A 24,280-nucleotide genomic window follows, 5' to 3' on the forward strand; every position below is an offset into this window, starting at 1 on the left:
TAGATCAGACATGTTACCGCTCGATTTTCGAACCGTGAATCACGCCGCTGGACGGAAATCAATGGGTCCTGACCCTATGCCTATACGGTCGAAGACATATCCGTCAGTGCCATCCAGATCTTCAGCGCTGCATCGACGTCTTCTAGAGCGGATGATTTTGCACTGATCGCCAGGGCCCTGTCGGGGAGCGACTCGATTACAATGTCGTCCGGCTCGGACTATATGCGCGGCTATGGCGGATCGGATGTCCTGCGCGGACTGGGAGGGAACGATAGTCTGATCGGCGATGGGGGCGATGACGTGGTGCTGGGCGGCTCTGGTGCAGACACTCTTGTTGGTAATTCCGGAAATGATCGCCTACTGGGGCAGGCCGGCAATGACGCTCTATTCGGTGGCAGCGGGCATGACGATATGGATGGAGGCACGGCTCGTGATCGGGTCAGCGGTGGCGGAGGACGTGATACCCTCAAGGGTGGCGGCGAGGAGGACCTTCTCTATGGTCAGGGCGGCGGTGACAGGATCCTTGGGCAAGCAGGTCGCGATACCCTTTTCGGAGGCAGGGGAAATGACATTCTCTCTGGTGGAGGCGGGGTGGATGAGTTCGCGTTCTATCGCCGGGATGGGCAAGACACGATCACCGATTTTGATGCGGCCCGAGAGCATATTCTGATTTACAATGGTGCAAGTCGTTTTGGTCAGCTTGATATTCAGCAAACTGGCAACAACGTTGAGATTGGTTTTGCGAATACTACGATTACCGTTCTCGACGCTGAGGTGTCAGATTTTACGGGTGACGTCTTCGATTTCGTGTAACCAGAGCGGAGACAAGGCAGCCGAACGACCGTGAGCCTGCACGGATTGAGGTGGCTGGGAACTGTGGGTGGCAAGGTACTCGAGATGCGTAACAATGCATCTTGCGGCTTTTCGATTGCGGCGCACAGGGTTAAGAACGGGGCGGAACCAAGGAGTCCGTCATATGACCCAGATCACACCGCAGCCCGGTATCATGGACATCGCTCTCTATCAGGGCGGGGCTGCCCATGTGGAGGGGGTGAGCAATACGATCAAGCTCTCCTCCAATGAGAACCCGTTCGGCCCCAGCCCGCGCGCCATCGAGGCAATGCGCGACGCCGCTGCCAAGATGCATCGCTATCCCAGTTCGGATCATGCCGAACTGCGTGCTGCGATCGGAGAGGTTCACGGGCTCAATCCTGCGCAGATCATCTGCGGCGCAGGCAGTGACGAGATCATCGCCTTCCTCTGCCAGGCCTATGTGGGGCCGGGGGACGAGGTGCTTTATACCGAGCACGGCTTTGCCATGTACCGCATCAGCGCGCAGGCAGCGGGGGCAACGCCGGTGGAGGTGCGCGAGCGCGAACGCGTCACCGATGTGGACGCGCTGCTGGCGGGCTGCACGGACCGCACCAAGCTGGTCTTCATCGCCAATCCCAACAACCCCACGGGCACGATGATTGGCGCCGCCGAAGTGGCGCGCCTTGCCGATGGCATCCCGGACGGGGCGCTTTTGGTGCTGGATGGCGCCTATGCCGAATATGTCGAAGGGTTCGATGCAGGCGCCGAGCTGGTAGCAGAGCGAAAAAATGTCTTCATGACCCGCACCTTCTCCAAGATCTACGGGCTGGGTGGGGCGCGCATCGGCTGGGGCTATGGCCCGCAGGAGATCATCGACGTGCTGAACCGGCTGCGCGGCCCCTTCAACGTGTCCTCTACCGCGCTGGCGGGGGCGGAGGCCTCGGTGCGCGATAGCGATTATGTCGCCCATTGCCGGGCCGAGAACGCGAAATGGCGCGGCTGGCTGGCCGATGCACTGGCGGAACTGGGGGTGCCGTCGGATACCTCCTGTACCAATTTCATCCTGGCCCGTTTCGCCAGCCAGGCAGAGGCGGAAGCCTGTGATGATTACCTCAAGGCACGAGGCCTGATCGTGCGTCGGGTGGCGGGCTACAACCTGCCCAATGCCCTGCGCATCACCATCGGGGACGAGGCCGCCTGCCGCGCCGTGGCCGCCGCCGTCAAGGCCTTTAAGGCCGGGGAGGGTGCAGCATGAGCGCACCCGTCTACAACCGCGTTGCGCTGATCGGTCTGGGCCTGATTGCCTCGTCGATGTTCTGGGCGATGAAACGCGCCGGGTTGGCCGGTGAGGTTACCGGCTATGCCCGCAGTTCCGAGACCCGCGAGACCGCGCGCCGGATCGGGCTGTGTGACCGCGTCTGTGACAGTGCCGTCGAGGCGGTCGAGGGCGCCGACCTCGTGGTGCTTTGCGTGCCGGTGGGCGCCATGGGTGCCGTGATGGAAGAGATCTCCGCCGCGCTGATGCCCGGTGCCACGGTTTCGGACGTGGGGTCTGTCAAGCGCCATGTGATCGAGGCGGTGTCACCCCATATCCCCGAAGGCGTGCATTTCGTCCCGGCCCACCCCCTGGCCGGGACCGAGCATTCCGGCCCCGAGGCGGGCTTTGCCGAACTGTTTGACAACCGCTGGAGCCTGTTGGTGCCGGTGGAAGGCACGGATCCCGATGCCGTTGCACGTCTGCGGGCGCTGTGGGAGGGCATGGGCGCCAATGTGGATGAAATGGACGCCGATCACCACGATCTGGTTCTGGCCGTCACCAGCCATGCGCCGCACCTTATCGCCTATACGATGGTGGGTGTTGCGGATGATCTGCGCCGAGTGACCGACAGCGAGGTGATCAAGTATTCGGCTGCCGGTTTCCGCGATTTCACCCGTATCGCGGCCTCGGACCCCACCATGTGGCGCGATGTCTTCCTGACCAACAAGGACGCGACGCTGGAGATCCTGGGCCGGTTCACCGAGGAGCTTTTTGCGCTTCAACGGGCGATCCGCACCGGTGATGGTGAGCATCTGCACCAGTATTTCACCCGCACCCGCGCCATCCGTCGCGGCATCATCCAGGCGGGCCAGGATACGGATGCGCCGGATTTCGGCCGGGCCAAGAAACCATGATCGCGCGGCTGGCAGCCCTTCTCGGCCTCTTGGCTGCCACCTCGGTGGCCGCCCTTGCGCCGGAAACCTCGCTGCGGCCTTCCTTGCGCCCGGTTGCGGAGCAGGGCGTTGCGACGCTTGATACAGAGCCGTTTCGCCCGCAGGGGCGGCCGCTGTCGGATCAGAGGCTTGCCCTGGCCACGATGGGGGAGGCTGCTTTGCAGCCCTCGGCTCTGGGCCAATCGCTGCGCCCGCTGCTGCGTCCAGATGCGGTGCTCGAACAGGCGCTGTTCAAGCGGCGCAAGCTGCGCAAAGGCTCGGTCTGCGGCGATATCGATATTCAAGGAGAACCGGTCGGAGCCGTTTCCGGCACCTTGCCGGGATGCGGCACGCAGTCTGCGGTCCGTGTGCGCTCGATCTCTGGTGTGCGTCTCAGCACACCTTCGGTGATGCATTGTGACCTGGCCAAGGCTCTCAATCGCTGGGTCAGCCGCGACGTGGAAAAGGCCTTTGGTCGCCGCAACAAGGTGGTATCGCTGAGGGTGGCGGCCCATTATGCCTGCCGGACCCGCAACAACCGCCCCGGGGCGCGGATCTCGGAACACGGCAAGGCACGAGCGATCGATATCTCGGGGTTCACGCTTGAGGACGGGCAGACCGTGACCGTGCTGAAGGGCTGGCAAAGCCGCAAGACGAAGAAAAAGCTGAGCAAGATCTGGAAAGCCGCCTGCGGACCTTTCGGCACTGTCTTGGGGCCAGAGGCGGACCGGTATCACAAGGATCACTTCCATCTCGATGTGGCGCGTCACCGCGGCGGGGCCTATTGCCGCTAGCATCTGGGTTTTTCAGAGCGTCTAGAGCTGTCACGCCGGGTCTGTTTTTTCTCAAGTCGTTGCTTTGTAATTCTATTTTTTGGCCTATCTCATGCCCAAACCGCAGTTGCGTCACGTCGGTGGTGCCGTGTGGATGGGTCCTGAATCTAAGGGGGGCGGCGGATCGACGGTGGGGCTCCCGCCACTGAAAGCGCCCCAGCCTTTTGGCTGTGACGATATCCAGTGTTGGGCCGGGCAGCCCGCGATGCGGGCTGCTGCGCCGCGCATCCGCGCGGCGCAGCAGCCCAACGGGCGAGGGATAGTCTTTGACTGTCCCCGAGCCGGGCGGGAGGCTTTGAAACATCTCCAGTCAGCGCGCCCTGATGGTCATGGAAGAAGGAGACGGGGTGCCTTCCCGAGCGGCAGGGGCCCGAGATACATCTGCCCGCGCGTCATCGAAAGGGTTGCCCGCAGATCCTGACCCTCTCCGTTGATGTCAGCCAACAGGCCGAGGATGCGTTCGCTCATGGCTTTGCTGCTTGGCGGTAGCAGTCCCGCCTGCTCGGCCAGCCGCAGCAGTTCGGACCAGTTCCGTGCCGTGAGCGCCACTTGGCCGCTTGGGAGGCCGCTCTCATCCAGCTCGATTGTCCCCGTGGCGTCAAACGCTGCCGCGCCCCATCGGACCTGGGCCAGCGTCAACTCTATCTGGCGTGGTTGCGGGCGACGCAGCTCGATTGCGCGCCGGTCCCATGCGGCGTCAAAGAGAACATCGGCCTCCAACACAAGGTCGATTGGCCTGTTCTCAGTGGATTCGGGTGTCGTCAACGACCGCCCTGCTCGCCCTTGCAATTGCAGCGCCGATGCCGTCCCTGTGACGTGGTAGCGTCTGGCGACATCGCCCTCCAGCAGCTTCAGGATCAGGGAGTGTCCCGTCACGCCCCCCTGATCGGTGTCGGACAGGTGCCATGGCCCGGACTGCAAGGTCAGGTCCGTGACCGACAATGCAGCCCCTGGAATGAGGTCAAGATTGACGGTCATGTCACTGGCCAGCAGGGAGAGGGTTTTGTCGAAGCGAGACAGGCGTTGCGAGCTGGGCGGGAAGGTGATTGCCACTGTTCCCGGAACGAGTGCCGGGCGTTGCAGGCGGATCCAGGCGCCGCTCCAGGCAATGCCGGTTCCCGGATCTGCAAGCACCGGGGTCAACACCCGCGCACCATGATCCAGCGGGAAGCCAAAGCTTTCCATCCCGCCATGTTCTGCCAGCCAGCCCTGCCGGGCCTGCTCTGCAAACCAGGCGCCAATGTCATGCCGCAAGCCCCAGGTGCCCACCGCCCAGTAGAGGGTCCAGATCAGCCCTGCGGTCAGCAGGAATTTCGCCATTCGCATGCCAAAGAGCCTCTTTTGTCTCGGGCGGAATTGCTGTTTACAGACAGGGATCAGAAAGGACCAGTTGCCATGACCATGTGGGTGTTCGGATATGGGTCGTTGTTGTGGAATCCGGGGTTTCCCGTGGCGCGGCGCGAGGTGGCGACGCTGCACGGCTATGCGCGTTCCTTCTGCATGAGCTCGATCCACCATCGCGGCACCGAGGAAAAGCCCGGTCTGGTCCTGGCTCTGGATCAGCTGGACAATACCCGCTGCACCGGATTGGCTCTGGCGGTCGAACGCGGCGCGGAGCAGGATACGCTCGCCTACCTGCGGGAGCGGGAGCTGGTCTCATCGGCCTATCTGGAGCGCACTCTTGAGGTGGAATTGCACAGCGGCGATCTGGTCACCGCGGTGACCTATGTGATCGATCCCGATCATGTGCAGTATTGCGGCGGGATGAGCCTGGAAGACCAGGCGCGTATCATTGCCCATGCCGTGGGCGGGCGCGGCCCGAACACCGAATATCTCTATAATACCGCCAGCCATCTGGCAGAGATCGGCCTCAATGATGAAGATCTGGACTGGCTGGCCGCCCGCGTGCGCCAGATTACAGCATAAAGCCTTGGCCTTGCAGTCTCTTTCCCTATAGGCTGCAGGCGCGAGACGAGCACGACCAAGCGGCAGGAGCCCCTAAAGATGGCGCAGCCAGACGGCAAGATCAGGCCCCAGTTTTCCCAGCCGGTGCGGCAGGTCATATTGATGTTGATCGCGCTGGGGCTTGCGGGCTTTGGCGCCTTCGTGGCCTTGCCGCGGGTGCTGCCGGTATTTCAGGCAAACCCGTGGCTCAACGGCTTTATCCTGGTGGTGTTCATCATCGGGGTTCTGGCCTGTTTCTGGCAGGTGGTGCAGCTGATCGGCTCGGTCCGCTGGATCGAGAGCTTTGCCGCAGGTGGCACCCGGGGCGAAGGGCGTGCGCCCTCGATGCTGGCGCCGCTGGCCTCGCTTCTGCGTTCGCGCGGGGCGCGGATGCAGCTTGGCTCCTCCTCCACCCGCTCGATCCTGGATTCTGTAGCGACGCGGATCGACGAAGATCGTGAGATCACGCGATACATCGTCAACCTGCTGATTTTCCTTGGACTTCTTGGGACGTTCTACGGTCTTGCCACCACCGTGCCTGCGGTGGTCGACACCATTCGCAGCCTGGCCCCGCGCGAGGGGGAGGAAAGCCTTGATATCTTCAACCGCCTGATGACGGGCCTTGAGGCGCAGCTCGGAGGCATGGGCGTGGCCTTTGCGTCCTCCCTTCTGGGTTTGGCTGGATCGCTGATCGTGGGGTTGCTGGAGCTGTTCGCGGGCCATGGACAGAACCGGTTCTATCGCGAGCTGGAGGAATGGCTTTCGACCTTTACCCGTGTCAGCTTTTCTTCTGGCGAAGAAGGGCACGGCGACAGCGGCGTGGTCTCCGAGGTGCTCGACACCATGGCCGAACAGATGGATGCGCTGCAGGGCATGTTCGCCGCCACCGCCCAGGGGCGGGTTGCGGTCGAGGAAAAACTCTCGCAGCTGGTCGATAGTATCAACGACATGAACCGCCGCCAGGAACAGTCCGAGGCGCTCAGTGCCGCCCTGGAACGGGTGGCCGTGGGGCAGGAGACCCTGACCGAGATCATGCGTGCCCATGGCGATGTGGGGCTTGATGCCGAAAGCCGGATGCGCCTGCGCTCGATCGATGTGCAGATGCTGCGGATCCTTGAAGAGATTTCCGCCGGACGCCAGGAGAGCCTGGCCGAGCTGCGCAAGGATATCGACCTGATGGTCAAGGCCTTTGCGCCGCCACGCGGCACGCATCGCACCGTCCCGCCCTCCGGGGACGAGGGCTGATCCATGGCCCTGTCCCGGCGCACAGGACAGCGGTTTCAGGCCTCGATCTGGCCGGGTTTCGTGGATGCGATGACCGGGCTATTGCTGGTGCTGATGTTCGTGCTGACGATCTTCATGATCGTGCAATTCGTCCTGCGCGAAACCATCACCGGTCAGGAAAGCGAACTGGATGAGCTGTCCGCCGAAGTGCAGGCCCTGGCCAATGCGCTGGGGCTGGAAGAGCGGTCAAACAACCTTCTGACCGCCCGCTTGGGGGCGTTGAACGCGACCCTGAACACCACCCAGTCCGATTTGCAGCAGGCGCAGGCACAGCTGACCGAACAGCGGACGCTCATTGCAGCCCTCACAACCGAACGGGACGCGCAGGCCGCGGATCTGGCGGCGGCGCAAAGCCGGATCACCGCATTCGAGGCGCAGGTGGCCGCGATGATCGCCGATCGTGACGCGGCCGCGGCGCGGATTGCCGGGCTCACCGCCGAACGCACCGCTCTGGAAGAGGGCCGCAGCAGGCTCCTGAGCGAACAGGAGGCCTTGAACCTGGCGCTGGCCCAGGCCCGCGATGAGATCGACGCCGGGGTCGAGGCCGCCCGCCTGGCCGCCGCCCGGCGCGAGGCGCTGGAGGCGATGATCGCGCAGCTTGAAAGCGAAGGTGCGGCGCAGGCCGATGCGCTGGCGGATCTGAAGGAGCGCCTCAGCGACGAGGAAACCGCCCGCCTGGCCGAGGCTGCCGCGGCTGAGGCTTTGCGCAAGAAGCTGGAAGATGCCGATGCGGAGCTGACCGCTATGACCCTGTCGCTGGAGGCGCAGCGCAAAAACGCCGAGGAGACGTTGACCCTACTGGCGGCAGCCGATGCAGCCAAGGCCGCACTTGATGCCAAGCTGGAAGAGGCGCTGTCGGCGCTGGAGGCCGCCCGCGCTCAGTCGCAGGAGCGGGACGAGCTGGCCGAGCGCCTGACACGGGTGCTGGCGCAGCTGGAAGTCAGCCAGTCCGAAGCCGAGGCGCGGGTCAGTGCGCTTGAGGCGGAACTCGGCCGGGTGCGCGCCGATGCCGATGCCACCCGCAGCAGGTTGACTGCCGATCTGCAGGCCGCCCGGCAGGAGGCCGCGGGCACACGGGACGAGCTGGAGGCGGAGCTGGCACGTCAGCAGGCGGCCTCGGTGCAGACGCAATCCCAATACAAGGATGAACTGGCCCGGCTGCAGGCGGAACACGCAAGCGCCCGCGCCGCCCTCGAAGAGCAACTGGAACGCATCAGCGCCGCAGCCGAAGAGACGCGCCGCGCCCTGGAGGCGGATCTGGCCCAGCTGCGAACCGATGCGGCCAGCCTGCAGGCGGGGCTTGAGGCGCAGCTGGATCAGGCGCGCGCGGATCTTGCGGCGGCCCGCAGTGCCACCAGTTCAACGGAAGAGGACCGCGCGGCCATCGAACGACGTCTCCTGGCGGCGCTGGAGGCTTTGGAGAACGCGCAGGCCGCAGCCAGCGACAAGGATCTGCTGCAGCAGCGTCTGCTGGCCGCGCTCAATGCCCAAAGGGATGCGGAGACCAGCGCGCAGGAGCAGCTGACCCTGGCCGAGGAACGCGCGGCTTTGCTGGCCCAGGCACGTGCGGCCCTGGCAGAACAGAAGCAACTGTCGACCAAGGCGCAAGCCGAGGCGGCGCTGCTCAACCAGCAGATCGCGGCGCTGCGGGAACAGTTGGGCAGCCTGCAGGCTATTCTGGACGATTATCAGGAACGGGATGCAGCCCAGCAGGTGCAGCTGCAGAACCTGGGTCAGGATCTGAACGCGGCGCTGGCCCGGGCCGCCTCCGAGGAACGCAGGCGCCGGATCCTGGAAGAACAGGAACGCAAGCGGCTGGAGGCCGAAGCCGCTGCCCTGGCCAACAGGGCGCAGGATCTGGAGAACAAGGCGCAGGATCTGGAGCGCTACCGGTCAGAATTCTTTGGCCGTCTGCGCGATGTGCTGGGCAGCCAGGCCGGGGTGCGGATCGAGGGGGACCGGTTCGTCTTTGCCTCCGAGGTTCTGTTTGCACCGGCCAGCGCCGAACTCTCCGAAGCGGGTAAGGCCGAGATCGCCAAGGTGGCGCGGATCCTGCAAAGCGTGGCTGCCGCGATCCCGCCAGAACTCAACTGGATCATCCGGGTTGATGGGCATACCGACAGTACCAAGCTGCTGGGACACCCCAAGTTCAAGGACAATTGGGAGCTGAGCCAGGGCCGTGCCCTGTCGGTGGTGCGCTACATGATCGAGGCGCTTGGCATTCCGCCGGATCGGCTGGCGGCGAATGGATTTGGCGAATACCAGCCGGTGAACCCCGCCAATACCCCCGAGGCGCATTCGCAGAACCGGCGGATCGAGTTGAAGTTCACCGAACGCTAAGAGCGAAGGGAGCAGGGGTGGATTGCCTCAGAACCGAACGGGACGGATGATCCGGTCGATCTCCTTTCCGTCGCGCATCAGCCGCGCGATGCCGGTATAAAGACCCGCAGGCCAGGAGGGCGCGCGCAGCCGCTTTCCCGCTGCCCGGAAGAACTGCGCCTGGTCCTTCTTCAAGTTCACCTTCTGATCGATCACGGCGCCATTCGGCCCCTCGATCATCAGGGAAACGATATCTCCCTCTCGGCCGCCAAAGGCATATATCCAGAATACCAGGGCAGGAGCCTGTGCCGTGACAGCGCCGTGAGCTGCGGTCGCGGCACCGGATTTCACCTCTGCGTAATCGGGAACGTCGGTGCTGAAGCCTGCGCCAATGAAACCGGCGGCGGAATAGGCGACGGGCTGTTTCCACAGCATGGGCGCGTCAGTGGCGCCGCAGGTTGCGTTTGAAACGGGCAGGAAAGGGTCGATGACCTCTCCGTCCTTGCGCACGGACAGGTGCAGGTGGGGGAACTGTGTCTGCCCTGACAGGCCGACCTGGCCCAGGGTGGTGCCCGCAGTAACCTTGTCGCCCTTCTTGACCCGAAGCGAGCCCTTTTTCATGTGGCAATACTGGGTTTCCCAGCCATTCGCATGACGCAGCAGAACACCATTGCCGCATTCGACCCCCTTCAGTTCGGGGGCGTCTTCCTTGCTGGCATATTGGTCAGCCATACCATCCCGCGTGCCTGCAACCACGCCGTCCGCCGCTGCGCGCACGCGCACGCCACGATGCATGTCGCTGAGATAGGGCAGGGCGATGTCGGTGCCCTTATGGCCGTCATAGCTGAGGTCGTTGCACGTGAAGTCCTGCGCGCCGGGGCCCGGGTCGCGATCGACATATTGCTGGATATGGCAGGTCTCGCCGAGGGTGCAGTCGATGGCCAGGAGAGAACGAAATCGCCCGCCGCAACAGGTGCGGCGAGCGACGAAAACAGCGCAAGGAGCGTGCGATACATCAGTCTGCGGTCAAGAGCGGCGGCTTGTCACCCGAGATACGGGGCTTGCCGGGACCTTCGAGGCGCAGATCGATCTCGCCATCCTTGATGCCGACCTTGACGAGACCGCCCTTGGTGAGCTTGCCAAAGAGCAGTTCCTCGGCGAGGGGTTTCTTGATGTGCTCCTGAATGACCCGGCCCAGGGGACGGGCGCCCATCTTGTCGTCATAGCCCTTGTCGGCCAGCCATTCGGCGGCCTTGCGGGTCAGCTCGATGGTGACATTGCGGTCCATCAGCTGGGCCTCAAGCTGCAGCACGAATTTCTCGACCACCTGCAGGATGACCTCTTTCGGCAGCGGTGCGAAGGAGATCACCGCATCCAGACGGTTGCGGAATTCGGGTGTGAAGGTGCGCTCGATGGCGGCGGTGTCCTCGCCCTCGCGGCGGTCGCGGCCAAAGCCGATGGCGGCCTTTGCCATATCCGATGCGCCTGCGTTGGAGGTCATGATCAGGACCACGTTGCGGAAGTTCACGGTGCGACCGTTGTGATCGGTGAGCTGCCCGTTGTCCATCACCTGAAGCAGGATGTTGAAGACATCGGGGTGGGCCTTTTCGATCTCGTCCAGCAGCAGCACGCAGTGGGGGTGCTGGTCGACGCCATCGGTCAGAAGACCGCCCTGATCAAAGCCGACATAGCCCGGAGGCGCACCGATCAGACGCGAGACCGCGTGTTTCTCCATATATTCCGACATGTCGAAACGCAGAAGTTCCACGCCCAGGGTATCGGCCAGCTGTTTGGCGACCTCGGTCTTGCCCACCCCGGTGGGGCCGGCGAAGAGATAGTTGCCGATGGGTTTTTCCGGCTCGCGCAGGCCGGCCCGCGCCAGTTTGATGGCGCTGGACAGGGCATCGATGGCATCGTCCTGACCGAAGACCACCCGTTTGAGCGATTTCTCCAGATCCTTCAGCACCTCTGCATCGTCCTTGGAGACGCTTTTGGGCGGGATGCGGGCGATCTTGGCGACGACCGCCTCGACCTCCTTGACGCCGATGGTCTTGCGGCGCTTGCTTTCCGGCACCAGATGCTGCGCGGCGCCGGCTTCATCGATCACGTCGATGGCCTTGTCCGGCAGCTTGCGGTCGTTGATGTAGCGCGCCGACAGTTCTACCGCCGATTTCACCGCATCGGTGGTGAATTTCACGCTGTGATGCTCTTCGAAATAGGGTTTCAGCCCTTTCAGGATGGCAATTGCATCCTCGACGGTGGGTTCGTTCACGTCGATCTTCTGGAACCGGCGCGACAGGGCACGGTCCTTTTCGAAATGCTGACGGAATTCCTTGTAGGTGGTCGACCCCATGGTGCGCAGCTTGCCGCCCTGAAGCGCAGGCTTCAGAAGGTTGGAGGCATCCATGGCGCCGCCGGATGTGGCGCCGGCGCCGATCACCGTGTGGATCTCGTCGATGAACAGGACCGCGTCGGGGTGCGCTTCGAGCTCGGTCACAACGGCCTTCAGGCGTTCCTCGAAATCGCCGCGATAGCGGGTACCTGCCAGCAGCGCGCCCATATCGAGCGAATAGATCGTGGTTTCCGACAGAACTTCGGGCACTTCGCCTTGCACGATCTTGCGGGCCAGCCCTTCGGCGATGGCGGTCTTGCCGACGCCGGGATCGCCGACCAGCAGCGGGTTGTTCTTGCGACGGCGGCACAGCACCTGGATGCAGCGCTCGACCTCATGGCTGCGGCCGATCAGCGGGTCGATATCGCCTTCGCGGGACTTGGCATTGAGGTCGACGCAGTATTTCGCCAGCGCGCTTTCCTTCTTTTCGCCCTCGCTTGCGGCCTGCGCCTGAGGCTCTTCCTCGGCCTCATGGGCGCCGGTGACCGGGCGCGGTTCGCCAAAGGCGGGATCCTTTGCCACGCCATGGGCGATGAAATTCACCGCGTCATAGCGGGTCATGTCCTGATCCTGCAGGAAGTAGGCGGCATCGCTTTCGCGTTCGGCAAAGATCGCGACCAGCACATTGGCGCCCGTGACTTCGGTACGGCCTGAGCTTTGGACATGGATGGCGGCGCGCTGGATCACCCGCTGGAAGGCGGCGGTGGGCACGGCCTCGCTGCCATCGATATCGGTGACCAGGTTCGACAGGTCCTCATCCACGAAGGTCACCAGGGAGGAGCGCAGCTCATCCAGGTCAACGCTGCAGGCGCGCATCACGCGGGCGGCGTCCGGTTCGTCGAGCAGCGCCAGCAGCAGATGTTCCAGCGTTGCGAATTCGTGTCGCCTTTCATTCGCCAGCGCCAGCGCTGCGTGAATGGCTTGTTCCAATGTGCTCGAGAATGAAGGCACGGGCGTGCTCCTCTGTCTTGGGTTGAGGGGGCGGGGCGGTCCGTTAACCATCCTTCCCCTACCTCAACCATGGCCTCATAGTGTTAGAGTTTGGTTGATAGAGCCCGGTCTTCAAGCGGTTTCTTTCATTTTTCAGTCACATTTATTTCGGGCCGGGTAGAAATCACGCAGGTGCCGGCTCAGAAGTTGTCCTTGCGCTTGCGGATTTCCGCAAAAACATCAACGGCTTCTGCCCCTTCCATACCGATGGAGGCCTGAACTTCGGGCAGATGGGCGCGCAGAAAGGGATTTGTGTCAATTTCCAGCCGCAGCGACGAGGGCACCGTGGGCTGACCGGCGGCGCGGGCGGCCTCGATTTCGGCCACACGGGATTTCAGGGCAGGGTTCTGCGGCTCGATGGTGATCGCGAAGGCGGCATTGGACTGGGTGTATTCGTGGCCCGAGTAGACGATGGTCTGCTCAGGTAGGGCGGCTAGTTTCGAAAGGCTCTGCCACATCTGCTGAGGCGTGCCTTCAAACAGCCGGCCGCAGCCCAGGGCCATCAGGCTGTCGGCGGTAAAGACGGCGTGGCTGTCCGGGATATGAAAGGCGATATGCCCGACGGTATGGCCAGAGACATCCAGCACCGCGACCGCATGGCCGAACAGATCGAAGCTTTCGCCATCTGCAACCGCCCGGTCCAGGGGCGGCAGCCGGTGGGCATCGGCGCTGGCGCCGGTCACCGTGGCGCCAAAGGCGCTGCGCAGCTCCTCAGTGCCGTCGATATGGTCCCAGTGGTGGTGGGTCAGCAGGATCTCGTCCAGGCCCCAGCCACGCTCTGCCAGGGCGGCCTTGATGGCTGCGGGTTCAGGGGCATCGACCAGCGCGGTCTTTCCGCTGGCGTGGTCGTGCAACAGGAAGGCGTAGTTGTCGGACAAGCAGGGAACGGTGACGATTTCAAGGGGCATGGTCATTCGCTTTTTCATTGCTAAACTGCCCCCAGAGTGACGCAAGCAGCAGGCGCCCGCAATGCATCTTGATGTGCAGGATCTGAGGAATTTCTACTATCGCAGCACCCTTGGGCGGGCCGCACAGGCCTCGGTCCGTGCGCGGTTGTTGCAGATGTGGCCCGAGGCGGCGGGGCAGACCGTGGCGGGGTTCGGCTTTGCCGCTCCCCTGTTGCGCCCCTATCTGGCCGAGGCGCGGCGGGTATTGGCCTTGATGCCGGGACCGCAGGGCGTGATGCAATGGCCTGCGGGGATGCCCAATGTGTCGGTCCTGTGCGAGGAAACCCGCTGGCCGATCGATACGGGCCGGGTGGACCGGCTGGTGATGTTGCACGGGCTTGAGACCTCGGAGCGTCCCTCTCACCTGCTGGAAGAGGCCTGGCGGGTGTTGGGGCCCGGGGGGCGCGCGATCTTCATCGTGCCGAACCGGGCAGGGTTCTGGGCGCGCTCTGATCGCACCCCCTTTGGTTATGGGCGCCCCTATACGCTGATCCAGCTGGAGAACCAGCTGCGGCTGCATCAATTCACCATCGAGCGGCACACGGCGGCGCTGTACCGCTTGCCCAGCTCCCGCCGCTTCTGGCTGAAGTCCGGCGCATTGATGGAGCGCATGGGGGAACGGCTGCCCGCGATGCTGGCCGCAGGAGTCTTCATGGTCGAGGTCAGCAAGCAGACCCATCAGCAGCGCGGTCTGATGACGCGGGTCAAGCGGTCCAACCCGATCCGGGTGCTGGAGGGGCTGTCCAACCCGATTGGCGAACCGGCTTGACGGTCGCTGCCGGTACCGGTTGATCCCAGCCGCAGCGATGTACTGCCACGCGGGCAAAGCCAGCTTGATCGGGCTGATTCCCACTCCGTTACTCACGCCGCACGCGTTCCGAAAGACGGGGTGCGGATGGCGCAAATGCTGCACGAAGGGGGAACAAATCTCGTTTTGGGACGTTCAGGAATCGCAAATTAATGAACGAAACGTCTATTTTTTGACACCAGTTGCACGGGCAAAGGGCCGCAGTTTTGCTAAGGTATTGAAAATACTTAATTCAGTCATTTTGCCGTTACCGTTATAGGCAGTTGATAGGAGGGGATCGCTCTGCTACATCCACGCTGATTTCGATGACCTGCCGTAACGGTGGGCTGACTCACACCCCCGGGTGCTGCCTGTTTCCAGGTGCGCAGACCGGGGCCAAAATAATATCGGAAGGGTGGACGTGTCCGAACCAGCTTCGATTTCTGCAGGCATCGCCGCGCGCTATGCCACAGCGGTCTTTGAGATCGCTGAAGAGAACAAGGCGCTCGATAGCCTTGAGACCAGCATCAACGACCTGGCAGCTGCGCTGGCTGACAGTGAAGACCTTCAAAATCTGATCAGCTCGCCCCTGGTGACGCGTGAAGAGCAGGCCGCAGCGATCACCGCTGTTGCAGCAAAGATGGGGCTTGATCCCGTCCTGGGCAATACCCTGTCGCTGATGGCCGCCAAGCGCCGTCTGTTCGTGGTGCCCGCGCTGATCGAGGCGCTGCGCGCCAGCCTGGCCGAGGCCCGCGGTGAAGTCACCGCAGAGGTGACCTCTGCCAAGGCGCTGACCAAGACCCAGAGCGACAAGCTGGCCAAGACCCTGGCCGCGCGCGTGGGCAAGAAAGTTACCATCAATGCAACCGTCGATGAAAGCATCATTGGCGGTCTCGTCGTTAAAGTGGGCTCGAAGATGATCGACAGCTCGATCCGCTCCAAGCTCAACTCCCTACAGAACGCAATGAAAGAGGTCGGATAAATGGGTATCCAAGCAGCAGAGATTTCTGCGATCCTGAAAGACCAGATCAAGAATTTTGGTCAAGAAGCAGAGGTGGCCGAGATCGGTCGCGTGCTGAGCGTTGGTGACGGTATCGCCCGCGTCTACGGCCTCGACAACGTTCAGGCCGGCGAAATGGTCGAGTTCCCCGGCGGCATCATGGGCATGGCGCTGAACCTCGAAGCCGACAACGTCGGTATCGTGATCTTCGGCTCGGACCGCGACATTAAAGAAGGTGACGTGGTCAAGCGCACCAACTCGATCGTGGACGTTCCGGTTGGCCCCGAACTGCTGGGTCGCGTTGTGGACGGTCTGGGCAACCCGCTGGACGGCAAGGGCCCCATCGAATCCAAGGAACGCGGCATCGCCGACTCCAAGGCGCCGGGCATCATCCCGCGTAAATCGGTGCACGAGCCGATGGCAACCGGCCTCAAGTCCGTGGACGCGATGATCCCGATCGGCCGTGGCCAGCGTGAACTTATCATTGGCGACCGTCAGACCGGTAAAACCGCCGTTGCTCTGGACGCCATCCTGAACCAGAAGGTCTACAACGACGCCGCAGGCGACGATGAGTCCAAGAAACTGTACTGCGTCTACGTTGCTGTCGGCCAGAAGCGTTCCACCGTTGCCCAGCTGGTGAAGAAGCTGGAAGAAAACGGCGCGATGGACTACTCGATCGTGGTTGCCGCAACCGCGTCCGACCCGGCACCGCTGCAGTTCCTGGCACCCTATGCCGCAACCGCGATGGCCGAATACTTCCGTGACAACGGCAAGCACGCGCTGATCATCTATGATGACCTGTCCAAGCAGGCCGTTGCATATCGCCAGATGTCCCTGCTGCTGCGCCGCCCGCCGGGCCGTGAAGCCTATCCGGGTGACGTTTTCTACCTGCACTCCCGCCTGCTGGAACGTTCGGCCAAGCTGAACGAAGACTTCGGCGCCGGTTCGCTGACCGCTCTGCCCGTCATCGAAACCCAGGGCGGCGACGTGTCGGCCTTTATTCCGACCAACGTGATCTCGATCACCGACGGCCAGATCTTCCTGGAAACTGAACTGTTCTACCAGGGCATCCGTCCCGCCGTGAACACCGGTCTGTCGGTTTCGCGTGTGGGCTCCTCGGCCCAGACCAACGCGATGAAATCCGTTGCCGGTCCGGTGAAACTGGAACTGGCTCAGTACCGCGAAATGGCGGCCTTCGCCCAGTTCGGGTCCGACCTCGACGCCGCGACCCAGCAGCTGCTGAACCGTGGTGCGCGTCTGACCGAGCTGATGAAGCAGCCCCAGTACGCACCGCTGACCAACGCTGAAATCGTCTGCGTGATCTTCGCGGGCACCACCGGCTACCTCGACAAGATCGCCGTCAAGGACGTGGGTCGTTACGAGGCAGGCATGCTGGCGCACCTGCGTGGCAAGCACCAGGATCTGCTGGATTGGATCACCAACGAAGATCCCAAGATCAAGGGCGATGCCGCCGACAAGATCAAAGCCGCGCTGGACGAATTCGCAGCTGACTTCGCTTAAGGGGGGACGAGGCAATGCCGAGTCTTAAGGACCTTAAAAACAGGATCGAGTCGGTCAAATCGACCCGCAAGATCACAAAAGCCATGCAAATGGTGGCCGCGGCGAAACTTCGCCGCGCCCAGGAAGCTGCCGAAGACAGCCGTCCCTATGCCAAGCGGTTCAACGCCGTGATGGCCTCTCTGGCGGCTTCGGTCGGTGACAGCGACGCAGCGCCCAAGCTGCTGCGCGGCACCGGAAGCGATCAGGTGCAGCTCTTGGTCGTGATGACGGCCGAGCGTGGTCTGTGTGGCGGTTTCAACGCCAACATCGCCAAGCTGGCCCGTCAGAAGGCGACAGAGCTGAAAGCCGCCGGCAAGACGGTCAAGATCCTGACCGTCGGCAAGAAAGGCCGCGACGCCCTGCGCCGCGACTTTGCTGCCGATTTTGTCGGTCACGTGGACCTGAGCGAAGTCAAGCGCATCGGCTATGCCAATGCGCAGGGCGTCGCGAAGGACATCCTGACCCGTTTCGACGCTGGTGAATTCGATGTTGCCACGATCTTCTACGCGGAGTTCGTCAACGTTGTGACCCAGGTGCCGACGGCGCAGCAGATCATCCCGGCCTCCTACGAGGGCGGCGAAGCCGAAGAGAGCTCGGCGGTATACGATTACGAGCCCAGCGAAGAGGCGATCCTCGCCGACCTGCTGCCTCGTGGCGTTTCCACCCAGATCTTTGCGGCGCTGCTGGAAAATGGCGCATCCGAACAGGGTGCCCGGATGAGCGCGATGGACAATGCGACCCGCAACGCGGGCGATATGATCGACAAGCTGACCATCGAGTTCAACCGTTCCCGCCAGGCCGTGATCACCAACGAGCTGATTGAAATTATTTCGGGCGCCGAGGCGCTCTAAGAGACAACCGGAGACCAATCACATGGCAAATGCAAAAGGCAAGGTGGTTCAGATCATCGGCGCCGTTGTCGACGTCCAGTTTGACGACGAGCTGCCCGCGATCCTGAACGCCCTCAACACCGACAACAACGGTAAGAATCTGGTTCTGGAAGTTGCGCAGCACCTGGGCGAAAACACCGTCCGTACCATCGCAATGGACGCAACCGAAGGTCTGGTTCGTGGCCAGGAAGTGACCGACACCGGCGCGCCGATCTCGATCCCGGTTGGCAACGCCACCCTGGGCCGCATCCTGAACGTCGTCGGCGAGCCCGTTGACGAGCAGGGCCCGGTCGAAGCGGAAGAAACCCGCCCGATCCACGCCGCAGCACCCGAGTTCAACGACCAGTCGACCGAGTCGGAAATCCTGGTGACCGGCATCAAGGTGATCGACCTGCTCGCACCCTACTCCAAGGGTGGTAAGATCGGCCTGTTCGGCGGCGCCGGCGTGGGCAAGACCGTTCTCATCATGGAACTGATCAACAACATCGCAAAGGTGCACTCGGGCTTCTCCGTGTTCGCCGGTGTTGGTGAACGGACCCGTGAAGGTAACGACCTCTACCACGAGATGATCGAATCCAACGTGATCAAGCCCGACAACCTGTCGGAATCGCAGGTTGCGCTGGTTTACGGTCAGATGAACGAGCCTCCGGGTGCCCGTGCCCGTGTTGCGCTGACCGGTCTGACCCTGGCCGAACAGTTCCGCGACCAGTCCGGTACCGACGTTCTGTTCTTCGTGGACAACATCTTCCGCTTTACCCAGGCGGGTTCCGAGGTGTCGGCTCTGCTCGGCCGTATTCCTTCGGCGGTGGGCTACCAGCCGACCCTGGCAACCGACATGGGCGCCATGCAGGAACGCATCACCTCCACCAAGAACGGCTCGATCACCTCGATCCAGGCTGTGTACGTTCCCGCGGATGACCTTACCGACCCTGCACCTGCAACCACCTTTGCGCACCTTGACGCAACCACGGTTCTGAGCCGTGCGATCTCCGAGCTGGGCATCTACCCGGCCGTTGACCCGCTCGACTCCACCTCGCGTCTGATGGATCCCTCGATCGTTGGCGAAGAGCACTACAAAGTGGCTTCTGACGTTCAGCAGATCCTCCAGCGCTACAAGTCGCTGCAGGACATCATCGCCATTCTCGGCATGGACGAACTGTCCGAAGAGGATAAGCTGACCGTGGCCCGTGCCCGTAAGATCCAGCGTTTCCTCTCGCAGCCGTTCGACGTTGCGAAGGTCTTCACCGGTTCTGACGGCGTTCAGGTTCCGCTGGAAGACACCATTTCCTCGTTCAAGGCAGTTGTGGCTGGCGAATACGACCACCTGCCCGAAGGCGCCTTCTACATGGTTGGCGGTATCGAAGAGGTGAAGGCAAAAGCCGAGAAAATGGCTGCTGAGGCGGCCTAAGGAGGGCCCTGATGGCTGATACCATGCAATTCGACCTCGTGAGCCCGGAGCGGAGCCTTGCTTCGCTTCAGGTGAGCGCGGTTCAGATCCCCGGCGCGGAAGGCGACATGACGGCTATGCCGATGCATGCGCCGACCATCACCACCATGCGCCCGGGTGTCCTGCGGGTCGAAAGCCCCCAAGGCACTTCGGAGTATGTGGTCACCGGCGGCTTTGCCGAAATCGGCTCCGAGGCTCTCTCGGTTCTGGCCGAAAAGGCAATCCCGATGGATGAAATGACCCGTGCGCACCTGGATGAGCTGATCGAGGAAGCGCGCGAGACCTACCGGACCGCAAAGGAAGAAGAGCAGCCCCACGACATCGTCGAGGAAGCCGCGAAGCTCCTGGCGGACATGGAGGCCCTTGGCACCCACATGAGCCTGTAACGGGTTCTGCGCCAAGGCGGATAACACATTGTAAACCGGTCCCTTCTGGGGCCGGTTTTCTTTTGCGTGCCAGGGTGATTTTATGCTGAGTTGAAAATACGACTTTAGAACAATCAAAAGCAGTAGGACGTTCGCCAGCATGAAGAGACTGCGCAATCCCCGCACTGGGATCGATCAGGGGGATGTCCTGGTCTTTTCCGAGTTTGACAGCGGCGGCACCATGTGGACGGGGCAGGGCAACCGCGAGCGGCGCCAGTCGGTGCGCTTTGCCCAAAGCTATGCCAGCCCGCCTGCGGTGCATGTGTCGCTGTCAATGTGGGATATGGATACCGAAGCGGCGGTGCGTGCGGATCTATCGGCCGAAAACATCACCGAGACCGGGTTCGAGATCGTTTTTCGCACCTGGTCCGACAGCCGTATTGCCCGTGTGCGGGCCGCCTGGATGGCGATTGGCGATCTGCCCTTCGAAGATGATTGGGATGTCGATTAGGGGGCAATGAAAAGGCCCCGCGCAGAGGTTTGCGCAGGGCCTTGCGGTTTCGTTCCGGGCAGCCGCGATCACACGTGGCTGTAAAGCGACTCGTAGATCGGGATCAGGGTCTTGTCTTCAAACAGGGAAGAGACCGAGGTACCGTGCCAGATGTTCAGGATCGCCTGGGTGAACAGGGGCGCGGTGGGCAGGATACGGATATTGGGGGCGCCCAGGACCGCTTCGGTCGGCTGGATGGTATCGGTCAGCACCAGGGACTTCATCACCGAGTTGGTCACACGTTCCACCGCGGGGCCGCTCATCACGCCATGGGTGATATAGGCGTGGACTTCCTTGGCGCCGTTGTCCAGCAGCACCTGCGCCGCCTTGCAAAGCGTGCCGGCGGTGTCGCACATGTCGTCCACGATCAGGCAGATCTTGTCGGTGACATCGCCGATCACGGTCATCTCGGCCACTTCACCGGGTTTCTCGCGGCGCTTGTCCACGATCGACAGCGGAGCGTTGATCCGCTTGGCCAGCTCACGGGCGCGGGCCACGCCGCCCACGTCGGGGGAGACGACCATCAGATCGGCCATGTTGTCCTTGAACTGATGCCGCACGTCCAGCGCGAAGATGGGCGAGGCATAGAGGTTGTCCACGGGAATGTCGAAGAAGCCCTGGATCTGCGCGGCGTGCAGATCCATGGTCAGGATCCGCTCGATCCCGGCGCCGGTCAGCATATTGGCGACCAGCTTGGCCGAGATCGGCGTGCGGGCCTTGGTGCGGCGGTCCTGGCGGGCGTAGCCGAAATAGGGGATCACAGCGGTGGTGCGGCGTGCAGAGGAACGGCGCAGCGCATCGGAGATGATCAAGAGCTCCATCAGGTTGTCATTGGCCGGGTTCGAGGTCGGCTGGACGATGAACATGTCCTCGCCGCGCACGTTCTCGTAGACCTCGACGAAGATCTCGCCGTCGTTGAACCGCTCGACACGGGCATCGACCAGACCCTGATCGACCCCGCGATGCAGGCTCATCCGGCGGGCAATGGAATTGGCAAGAGGAAGGTTGGCGTTCCCAGCGATAAGCTTGGGTTCGTTCATGGTCGGCATTGGCTGATATCCCCGGGCAGCAAGGCAATGTGACAGATTCGTGATATTGAACCCCGCTTAACATGTGCCTAGGGTCCAGCCTAGTTCTAAGCCGGAGAAAACCGACATGGCAGCCATCGATTTCTACTTCTCGACCCTTTCTCCCTATGCCTATCTTGCCGGAAACAGGCTGGAAAAGCTGGCAGAGCGGCATGCTGCCCAAATTACATACAAACCCTTCGATATCATGGCGCTGTTTCCGCGCACCGGGGGCACCCCTCCGAAAGACCGTCATCCTGCCCGCCAGGAGTACCGCCTGATCGAGCTTGAACGACAGGCCAGGAAGCTGGGGATGCCGATGAACCTCAAGCCTGCTCATTGGCCGACCAATGCGGCGCCATCGTCCTATGCGATCATTGCCGCCCAGAAGGCGGGTGGCGGTGATCTTGGCGCCCTGGTTCAGGGCGTGCTGCGGGCCTGCTGGGCCGAGGAGAAGGATATCGCCGAGGATGTCGTGATCCGCGACTGCCTGACCGCAGCCGGGTTTGATCCCGCGCTGGCGGACAGCGGCCTTCTGGTCGGGGCAGAGACGTATGGTCAGAACCTGGAAGATGCGGTTTCCGCTGGTGTTTTCGGCGCTCCTTTCTATATCACCGAAGACGGCGCCAAGTTCTGGGGCCAGGATCGGCTGGATGATCTGGACCGGCATCTATCGGAGCAGTAACCCATATGAGTGATCTGGTGCAGACCCTGCCGCAGCCCGTTTTCAGCCGTAGCTTCGGGAGTGGTCCGCGACAGATGCTGGCGGTGCATTGCTCGCTGGCGCATTCGGGCACCTGGCGCGGGTTTACAGAGGCGATGGAGGGTGCGGTAACCGTCAGCGCCTTCGATCTCCTGTCGCATGGGCGCAGTCCGGATTGGGACGGAGAGGGCGACTACCAGGACCGCAATACCGAGGCGGGGCTGTCGCTCATGCCCGATGAACCTGTCGATCTGATCGGTCACTCCTTTGGCGCGACCGTGGTTTTGCGCATGGCGCTGGCGCGCCCTGAAAAGGTGCGCAGCCTGATCCTGATCGAACCGGTGCTGTTCCGGGTGGCTCTGGAAGATGACCCCGAGGTGGCACAGCGCACTCGGGACGACAGCAAGCCTTTCATGGAGGCGTTTGCCGCCGGGGATGCCGCACTTGCAGCACGGCTGTTCAACCGCGCTTGGAGCTCCGGCGCGCCGCGCTGGCCGGACCTGCCCGAGGCGACGCGGGACGCGATGACACGGGCGATCCATATCGTTCCCGCCTGCGATGCGGCGGTCTATCAGGATCGGCCGGGCGTGTTGCGCCCCGGCGTGCTGCAGGGGCTGGATGTGCCGGTGCTGCTGCTGCGCGGCAGCGAGACGCAGCCGGTGATTGCCGTGGTCAACGAAGGCCTGGCACAGCGTCTGCCCGACGCCCGCTCCGAGGTGATCGCGGGTGCAGGGCATATGGTATCGATCACCCACCCGGCGGAAACCGCTGCCGCGGTTCGCGCCTTCTGGGGCGACTGAGACCAGCCGACATATCCCGGACGGCAGGGTTGTGCCCTCCGGGGACGGGCGGTCAGATGGTATCGATCGTGGTAACGGTTTCCCGGAAGTAGTCGATCTGTCCGGCCTCTTCATGGGTGATGATATAGGTGACGCTGTTCACCATTCCGTTCCGCCTTGGATAGAAGAACTCCTGTTCCATCCGCGTCACGGCCCAACCATCGCAGAGCGTTTTCGTGGTGAGATCCCGAATGCGTGTGCCTTGCGGAAAGATCTCTTGACCCAGCCGTTGCAGGACCGGCCCGAAGGCGCCCATGCCCCGCGCCTGCTGCCAGGCGGTGTCCGCATCGTCTTTGTAGTGATCGATGCGAAAGTCGATATCTTCCGCCAAAAGGGTGAGGATCGCAGGATCTCCGGCTTCGAACAGGCGCAAGACCTGTTCGATCAGAGGGGCTTGGGTGACAGATGCCGCAGGTTGCATGAAGGGCTCCTTGAATGAGTGCAGTGGATTTCGTGCCCCTTGTTTGGCATGGATGAGATGTATAGGTAATTGCTGCATCAGTTATGGTAGCTATAGGGAAAGTCTATGCTTGATCTCGCGCCTCTCAGGTACTTTCAGTCCGCCTATGAAACCGGGACCTTCAGTGCTGCGGCACGTCTCAACGAGGTGCGCCAACCGTCGGTTTCAGCGGCGATTGCCCGGCTTGAGACCCATTATGGCGGCCCGCTGTTTCAACGTGGTCCCGCCGGGCTGGTCCCCACCGATCTGGGGCGCGAGCTATACGCACAATGCGGCGTGATCCTGTCACAGCTGCAGCAGATGGAGGACCGCCTGAAACAGCGCGTGCGTCCTCAGTTGCGGGTACACTGCTGCCCCGATGTGCTGATGGAGCCGTTTCAGGCCGGGTTTCATCGCCTTGCGAGAGAAAAGGACGGCGTGGTCTTCCAGTTCACCGATACGCCCGAACTGGCTGATGTGGTGCTCTGCTCCGAGGCCTGTACACCTGATGGGATGGGGTTTGTCGGGCTATGGGACGAAGGCTATGGGGTGGCGCTGCCGGTGGGGCATCCCCTTAGCCTTCGTGCCGAGTTGACCTTGCAGGATCTGGCACAGATGCAGATGATTTCACGCCCCTATTGCCCCTCCGCAGATCTGTTCCGCGCGGCAGGGGAGGGCAGGCTGATGATCTCGGCGCAGGCGCTTCACGATGCGCAGCTATTGGACCTGGTTGCCGCAGGCCTGGGCGTGGCTCTGGTTCCGCTCTCCTATGCGCAAGCCTCCGACCGGATCACCATCTGCACCCTGCGCGAGGCGGCCGACGTCAGCCGCCGCGTGGGGATTGCCCATCGCAAGACCAGTGTCGCGGCCTCTGCCGCCAAAACCCTTGCGGGGGCAGTGTCCTGAATATGCGCGTGGCCA

Annotated in this window: 23 protein-coding genes; 17 read left to right on the forward strand and 6 right to left on the reverse strand. The window is 62.7% G+C overall.

Features of this window, described 5'->3' with window-relative positions:
* The first annotated feature begins 201 nt into the window (after window positions 1–201).
* From PXK07_RS12290 to PXK07_RS12305, 4 genes are all read left to right on the forward strand, one after another.
* Window positions 202–813: a calcium-binding protein gene (locus PXK07_RS12290; protein WP_274848613.1), complete on the forward strand. Its 612-nt coding sequence runs from the start codon at window positions 202–204 to the stop codon at window positions 811–813.
* A gap of 163 nt (window positions 814–976) precedes the next feature.
* The gene (hisC, locus tag PXK07_RS12295; protein WP_274848614.1) at window positions 977–2,068 is read left to right on the forward strand and encodes a histidinol-phosphate transaminase; all 1,092 of its coding nucleotides are present in this window, start codon (window positions 977–979) and stop codon (window positions 2,066–2,068) included.
* Window positions 2,065–2,985, forward strand: a complete 921-nt coding sequence (locus PXK07_RS12300) for a prephenate/arogenate dehydrogenase family protein (protein WP_274848615.1) — start codon at window positions 2,065–2,067, stop codon at window positions 2,983–2,985. Before hisC ends, PXK07_RS12300 begins: the two co-directional genes overlap by 4 nt.
* Window positions 2,982–3,797: an extensin-like domain-containing protein gene (locus PXK07_RS12305; RefSeq protein WP_274848616.1), complete on the forward strand. Its 816-nt coding sequence runs from the start codon at window positions 2,982–2,984 to the stop codon at window positions 3,795–3,797. Before PXK07_RS12300 ends, PXK07_RS12305 begins: the two co-directional genes overlap by 4 nt.
* A 366-nt stretch (window positions 3,798–4,163) precedes the next feature.
* Here the strand turns inward: PXK07_RS12305 and PXK07_RS12310 are convergent, their stop codons facing one another.
* Window positions 4,164–5,162 carry a DUF2125 domain-containing protein gene (locus tag PXK07_RS12310; RefSeq protein WP_274848617.1) on the reverse strand — a complete coding sequence of 333 codons (999 nt, stop codon included), beginning with the start codon at window positions 5,160–5,162 and terminating at the stop codon, window positions 4,164–4,166.
* 69 nt (window positions 5,163–5,231) lie between these two features.
* Between PXK07_RS12310 and PXK07_RS12315 the strand changes: the two genes are divergently transcribed.
* From PXK07_RS12315 to PXK07_RS12325, 3 genes are all read left to right on the forward strand, one after another.
* Window positions 5,232–5,762: a gamma-glutamylcyclotransferase gene (locus tag PXK07_RS12315; protein WP_274848618.1), complete on the forward strand. Its 531-nt coding sequence runs from the start codon at window positions 5,232–5,234 to the stop codon at window positions 5,760–5,762.
* A 78-nt stretch (window positions 5,763–5,840) separates the two neighbouring features.
* Window positions 5,841–7,025, forward strand: a complete 1,185-nt coding sequence (locus PXK07_RS12320; RefSeq protein WP_274848619.1) for a biopolymer transporter ExbB — start codon at window positions 5,841–5,843, stop codon at window positions 7,023–7,025.
* 3 nt (window positions 7,026–7,028) lie between these two features.
* On the forward strand, window positions 7,029–9,404 hold the full coding sequence (locus PXK07_RS12325) for a peptidoglycan -binding protein (protein ID WP_274848620.1): 2,376 nt from the start codon (window positions 7,029–7,031) through the stop codon (window positions 9,402–9,404).
* Window positions 9,405–9,431: 27 nt separating this feature from the next.
* Here the strand turns inward: PXK07_RS12325 and PXK07_RS12330 are convergent, their stop codons facing one another.
* The 3 genes from PXK07_RS12330 to gloB form a co-directional block, all read right to left on the reverse strand.
* A complete protein-coding gene (locus tag PXK07_RS12330) occupies window positions 9,432–10,178 on the reverse strand; it encodes a M23 family metallopeptidase (RefSeq protein ID WP_342455874.1) in 747 nt (248 codons plus the stop codon).
* 220 nt (window positions 10,179–10,398) lie between these two features.
* Window positions 10,399–12,726 (reverse strand): ATP-dependent Clp protease ATP-binding subunit ClpA, encoded by a 2,328-nt coding sequence (clpA, locus tag PXK07_RS12335; RefSeq protein ID WP_274848621.1) that lies wholly within the window; start codon window positions 12,724–12,726, stop codon window positions 10,399–10,401.
* 179 nt (window positions 12,727–12,905) lie between these two features.
* Window positions 12,906–13,679 (reverse strand): hydroxyacylglutathione hydrolase, encoded by a 774-nt coding sequence (gene gloB, locus PXK07_RS12340; RefSeq protein WP_274848622.1) that lies wholly within the window; start codon window positions 13,677–13,679, stop codon window positions 12,906–12,908.
* Window positions 13,680–13,734: 55 nt separating this feature from the next.
* On the opposite strand from gloB, the gene PXK07_RS12345 reads away from it, so the two are divergent.
* The 7 genes from PXK07_RS12345 to PXK07_RS12375 all read left to right on the forward strand — a co-directional run bounded on the left by PXK07_RS12345 (window position 13,735) and on the right by PXK07_RS12375 (window position 20,272).
* Window positions 13,735–14,481, forward strand: a complete 747-nt coding sequence (locus tag PXK07_RS12345; protein WP_274848623.1) for a class I SAM-dependent methyltransferase — start codon at window positions 13,735–13,737, stop codon at window positions 14,479–14,481.
* A gap of 439 nt (window positions 14,482–14,920) precedes the next feature.
* Complete coding sequence (locus tag PXK07_RS12350) at window positions 14,921–15,481, forward strand: F0F1 ATP synthase subunit delta (RefSeq protein ID WP_274848624.1); 561 nt, start codon at window positions 14,921–14,923, stop codon at window positions 15,479–15,481.
* Window positions 15,482–17,020, forward strand: a complete 1,539-nt coding sequence (gene atpA, locus PXK07_RS12355; protein WP_274848625.1) for a F0F1 ATP synthase subunit alpha — start codon at window positions 15,482–15,484, stop codon at window positions 17,018–17,020.
* A gap of 14 nt (window positions 17,021–17,034) precedes the next feature.
* Window positions 17,035–17,910: a F0F1 ATP synthase subunit gamma gene (locus PXK07_RS12360; RefSeq protein WP_274848626.1), complete on the forward strand. Its 876-nt coding sequence runs from the start codon at window positions 17,035–17,037 to the stop codon at window positions 17,908–17,910.
* 22 nt (window positions 17,911–17,932) lie between these two features.
* Window positions 17,933–19,357: a F0F1 ATP synthase subunit beta gene (atpD, locus tag PXK07_RS12365; RefSeq protein ID WP_274848627.1), complete on the forward strand. Its 1,425-nt coding sequence runs from the start codon at window positions 17,933–17,935 to the stop codon at window positions 19,355–19,357.
* 11 nt (window positions 19,358–19,368) lie between these two features.
* A complete protein-coding gene (locus PXK07_RS12370) occupies window positions 19,369–19,782 on the forward strand; it encodes a F0F1 ATP synthase subunit epsilon (protein ID WP_274848628.1) in 414 nt (137 codons plus the stop codon).
* A 139-nt stretch (window positions 19,783–19,921) separates the two neighbouring features.
* Entirely contained in the window at window positions 19,922–20,272 is a 351-nt protein-coding gene (locus PXK07_RS12375) for an H-type lectin domain-containing protein (RefSeq protein ID WP_274848629.1), read from the forward strand.
* 68 nt (window positions 20,273–20,340) lie between these two features.
* Here PXK07_RS12375 and PXK07_RS12380 read toward each other — a convergent pair whose 3' ends face one another.
* Window positions 20,341–21,360, reverse strand: a complete 1,020-nt coding sequence (locus PXK07_RS12380; protein WP_274848630.1) for a ribose-phosphate pyrophosphokinase — start codon at window positions 21,358–21,360, stop codon at window positions 20,341–20,343.
* Between the two features lie 106 nt (window positions 21,361–21,466).
* Here PXK07_RS12380 and PXK07_RS12385 point away from each other — a divergent pair, with 106 nt between their 5' ends.
* Window positions 21,467–22,063 (forward strand): 2-hydroxychromene-2-carboxylate isomerase, encoded by a 597-nt coding sequence (locus PXK07_RS12385; protein WP_274848631.1) that lies wholly within the window; start codon window positions 21,467–21,469, stop codon window positions 22,061–22,063.
* Window positions 22,064–22,068: 5 nt separating this feature from the next.
* On the forward strand, window positions 22,069–22,881 hold the full coding sequence (locus PXK07_RS12390; RefSeq protein ID WP_274848632.1) for an alpha/beta fold hydrolase: 813 nt from the start codon (window positions 22,069–22,071) through the stop codon (window positions 22,879–22,881).
* 52 nt (window positions 22,882–22,933) lie between these two features.
* Here the strand turns inward: PXK07_RS12390 and PXK07_RS12395 are convergent, their stop codons facing one another.
* The gene (locus PXK07_RS12395) at window positions 22,934–23,341 is read right to left on the reverse strand and encodes a hypothetical protein (RefSeq protein ID WP_274848633.1); all 408 of its coding nucleotides are present in this window, start codon (window positions 23,339–23,341) and stop codon (window positions 22,934–22,936) included.
* Window positions 23,342–23,446: 105 nt separating this feature from the next.
* Between PXK07_RS12395 and PXK07_RS12400 the strand changes: the two genes are divergently transcribed.
* The gene (locus PXK07_RS12400) at window positions 23,447–24,265 is read left to right on the forward strand and encodes a LysR family transcriptional regulator (RefSeq protein WP_274848634.1); all 819 of its coding nucleotides are present in this window, start codon (window positions 23,447–23,449) and stop codon (window positions 24,263–24,265) included.
* Window positions 24,266–24,280 lie beyond the last annotated feature (15 nt).

This window comes from Phaeobacter sp. QD34_24 (assembly GCF_028890115.1).
GTDB lineage: Bacteria > Pseudomonadota > Alphaproteobacteria > Rhodobacterales > Rhodobacteraceae > Phycobacter.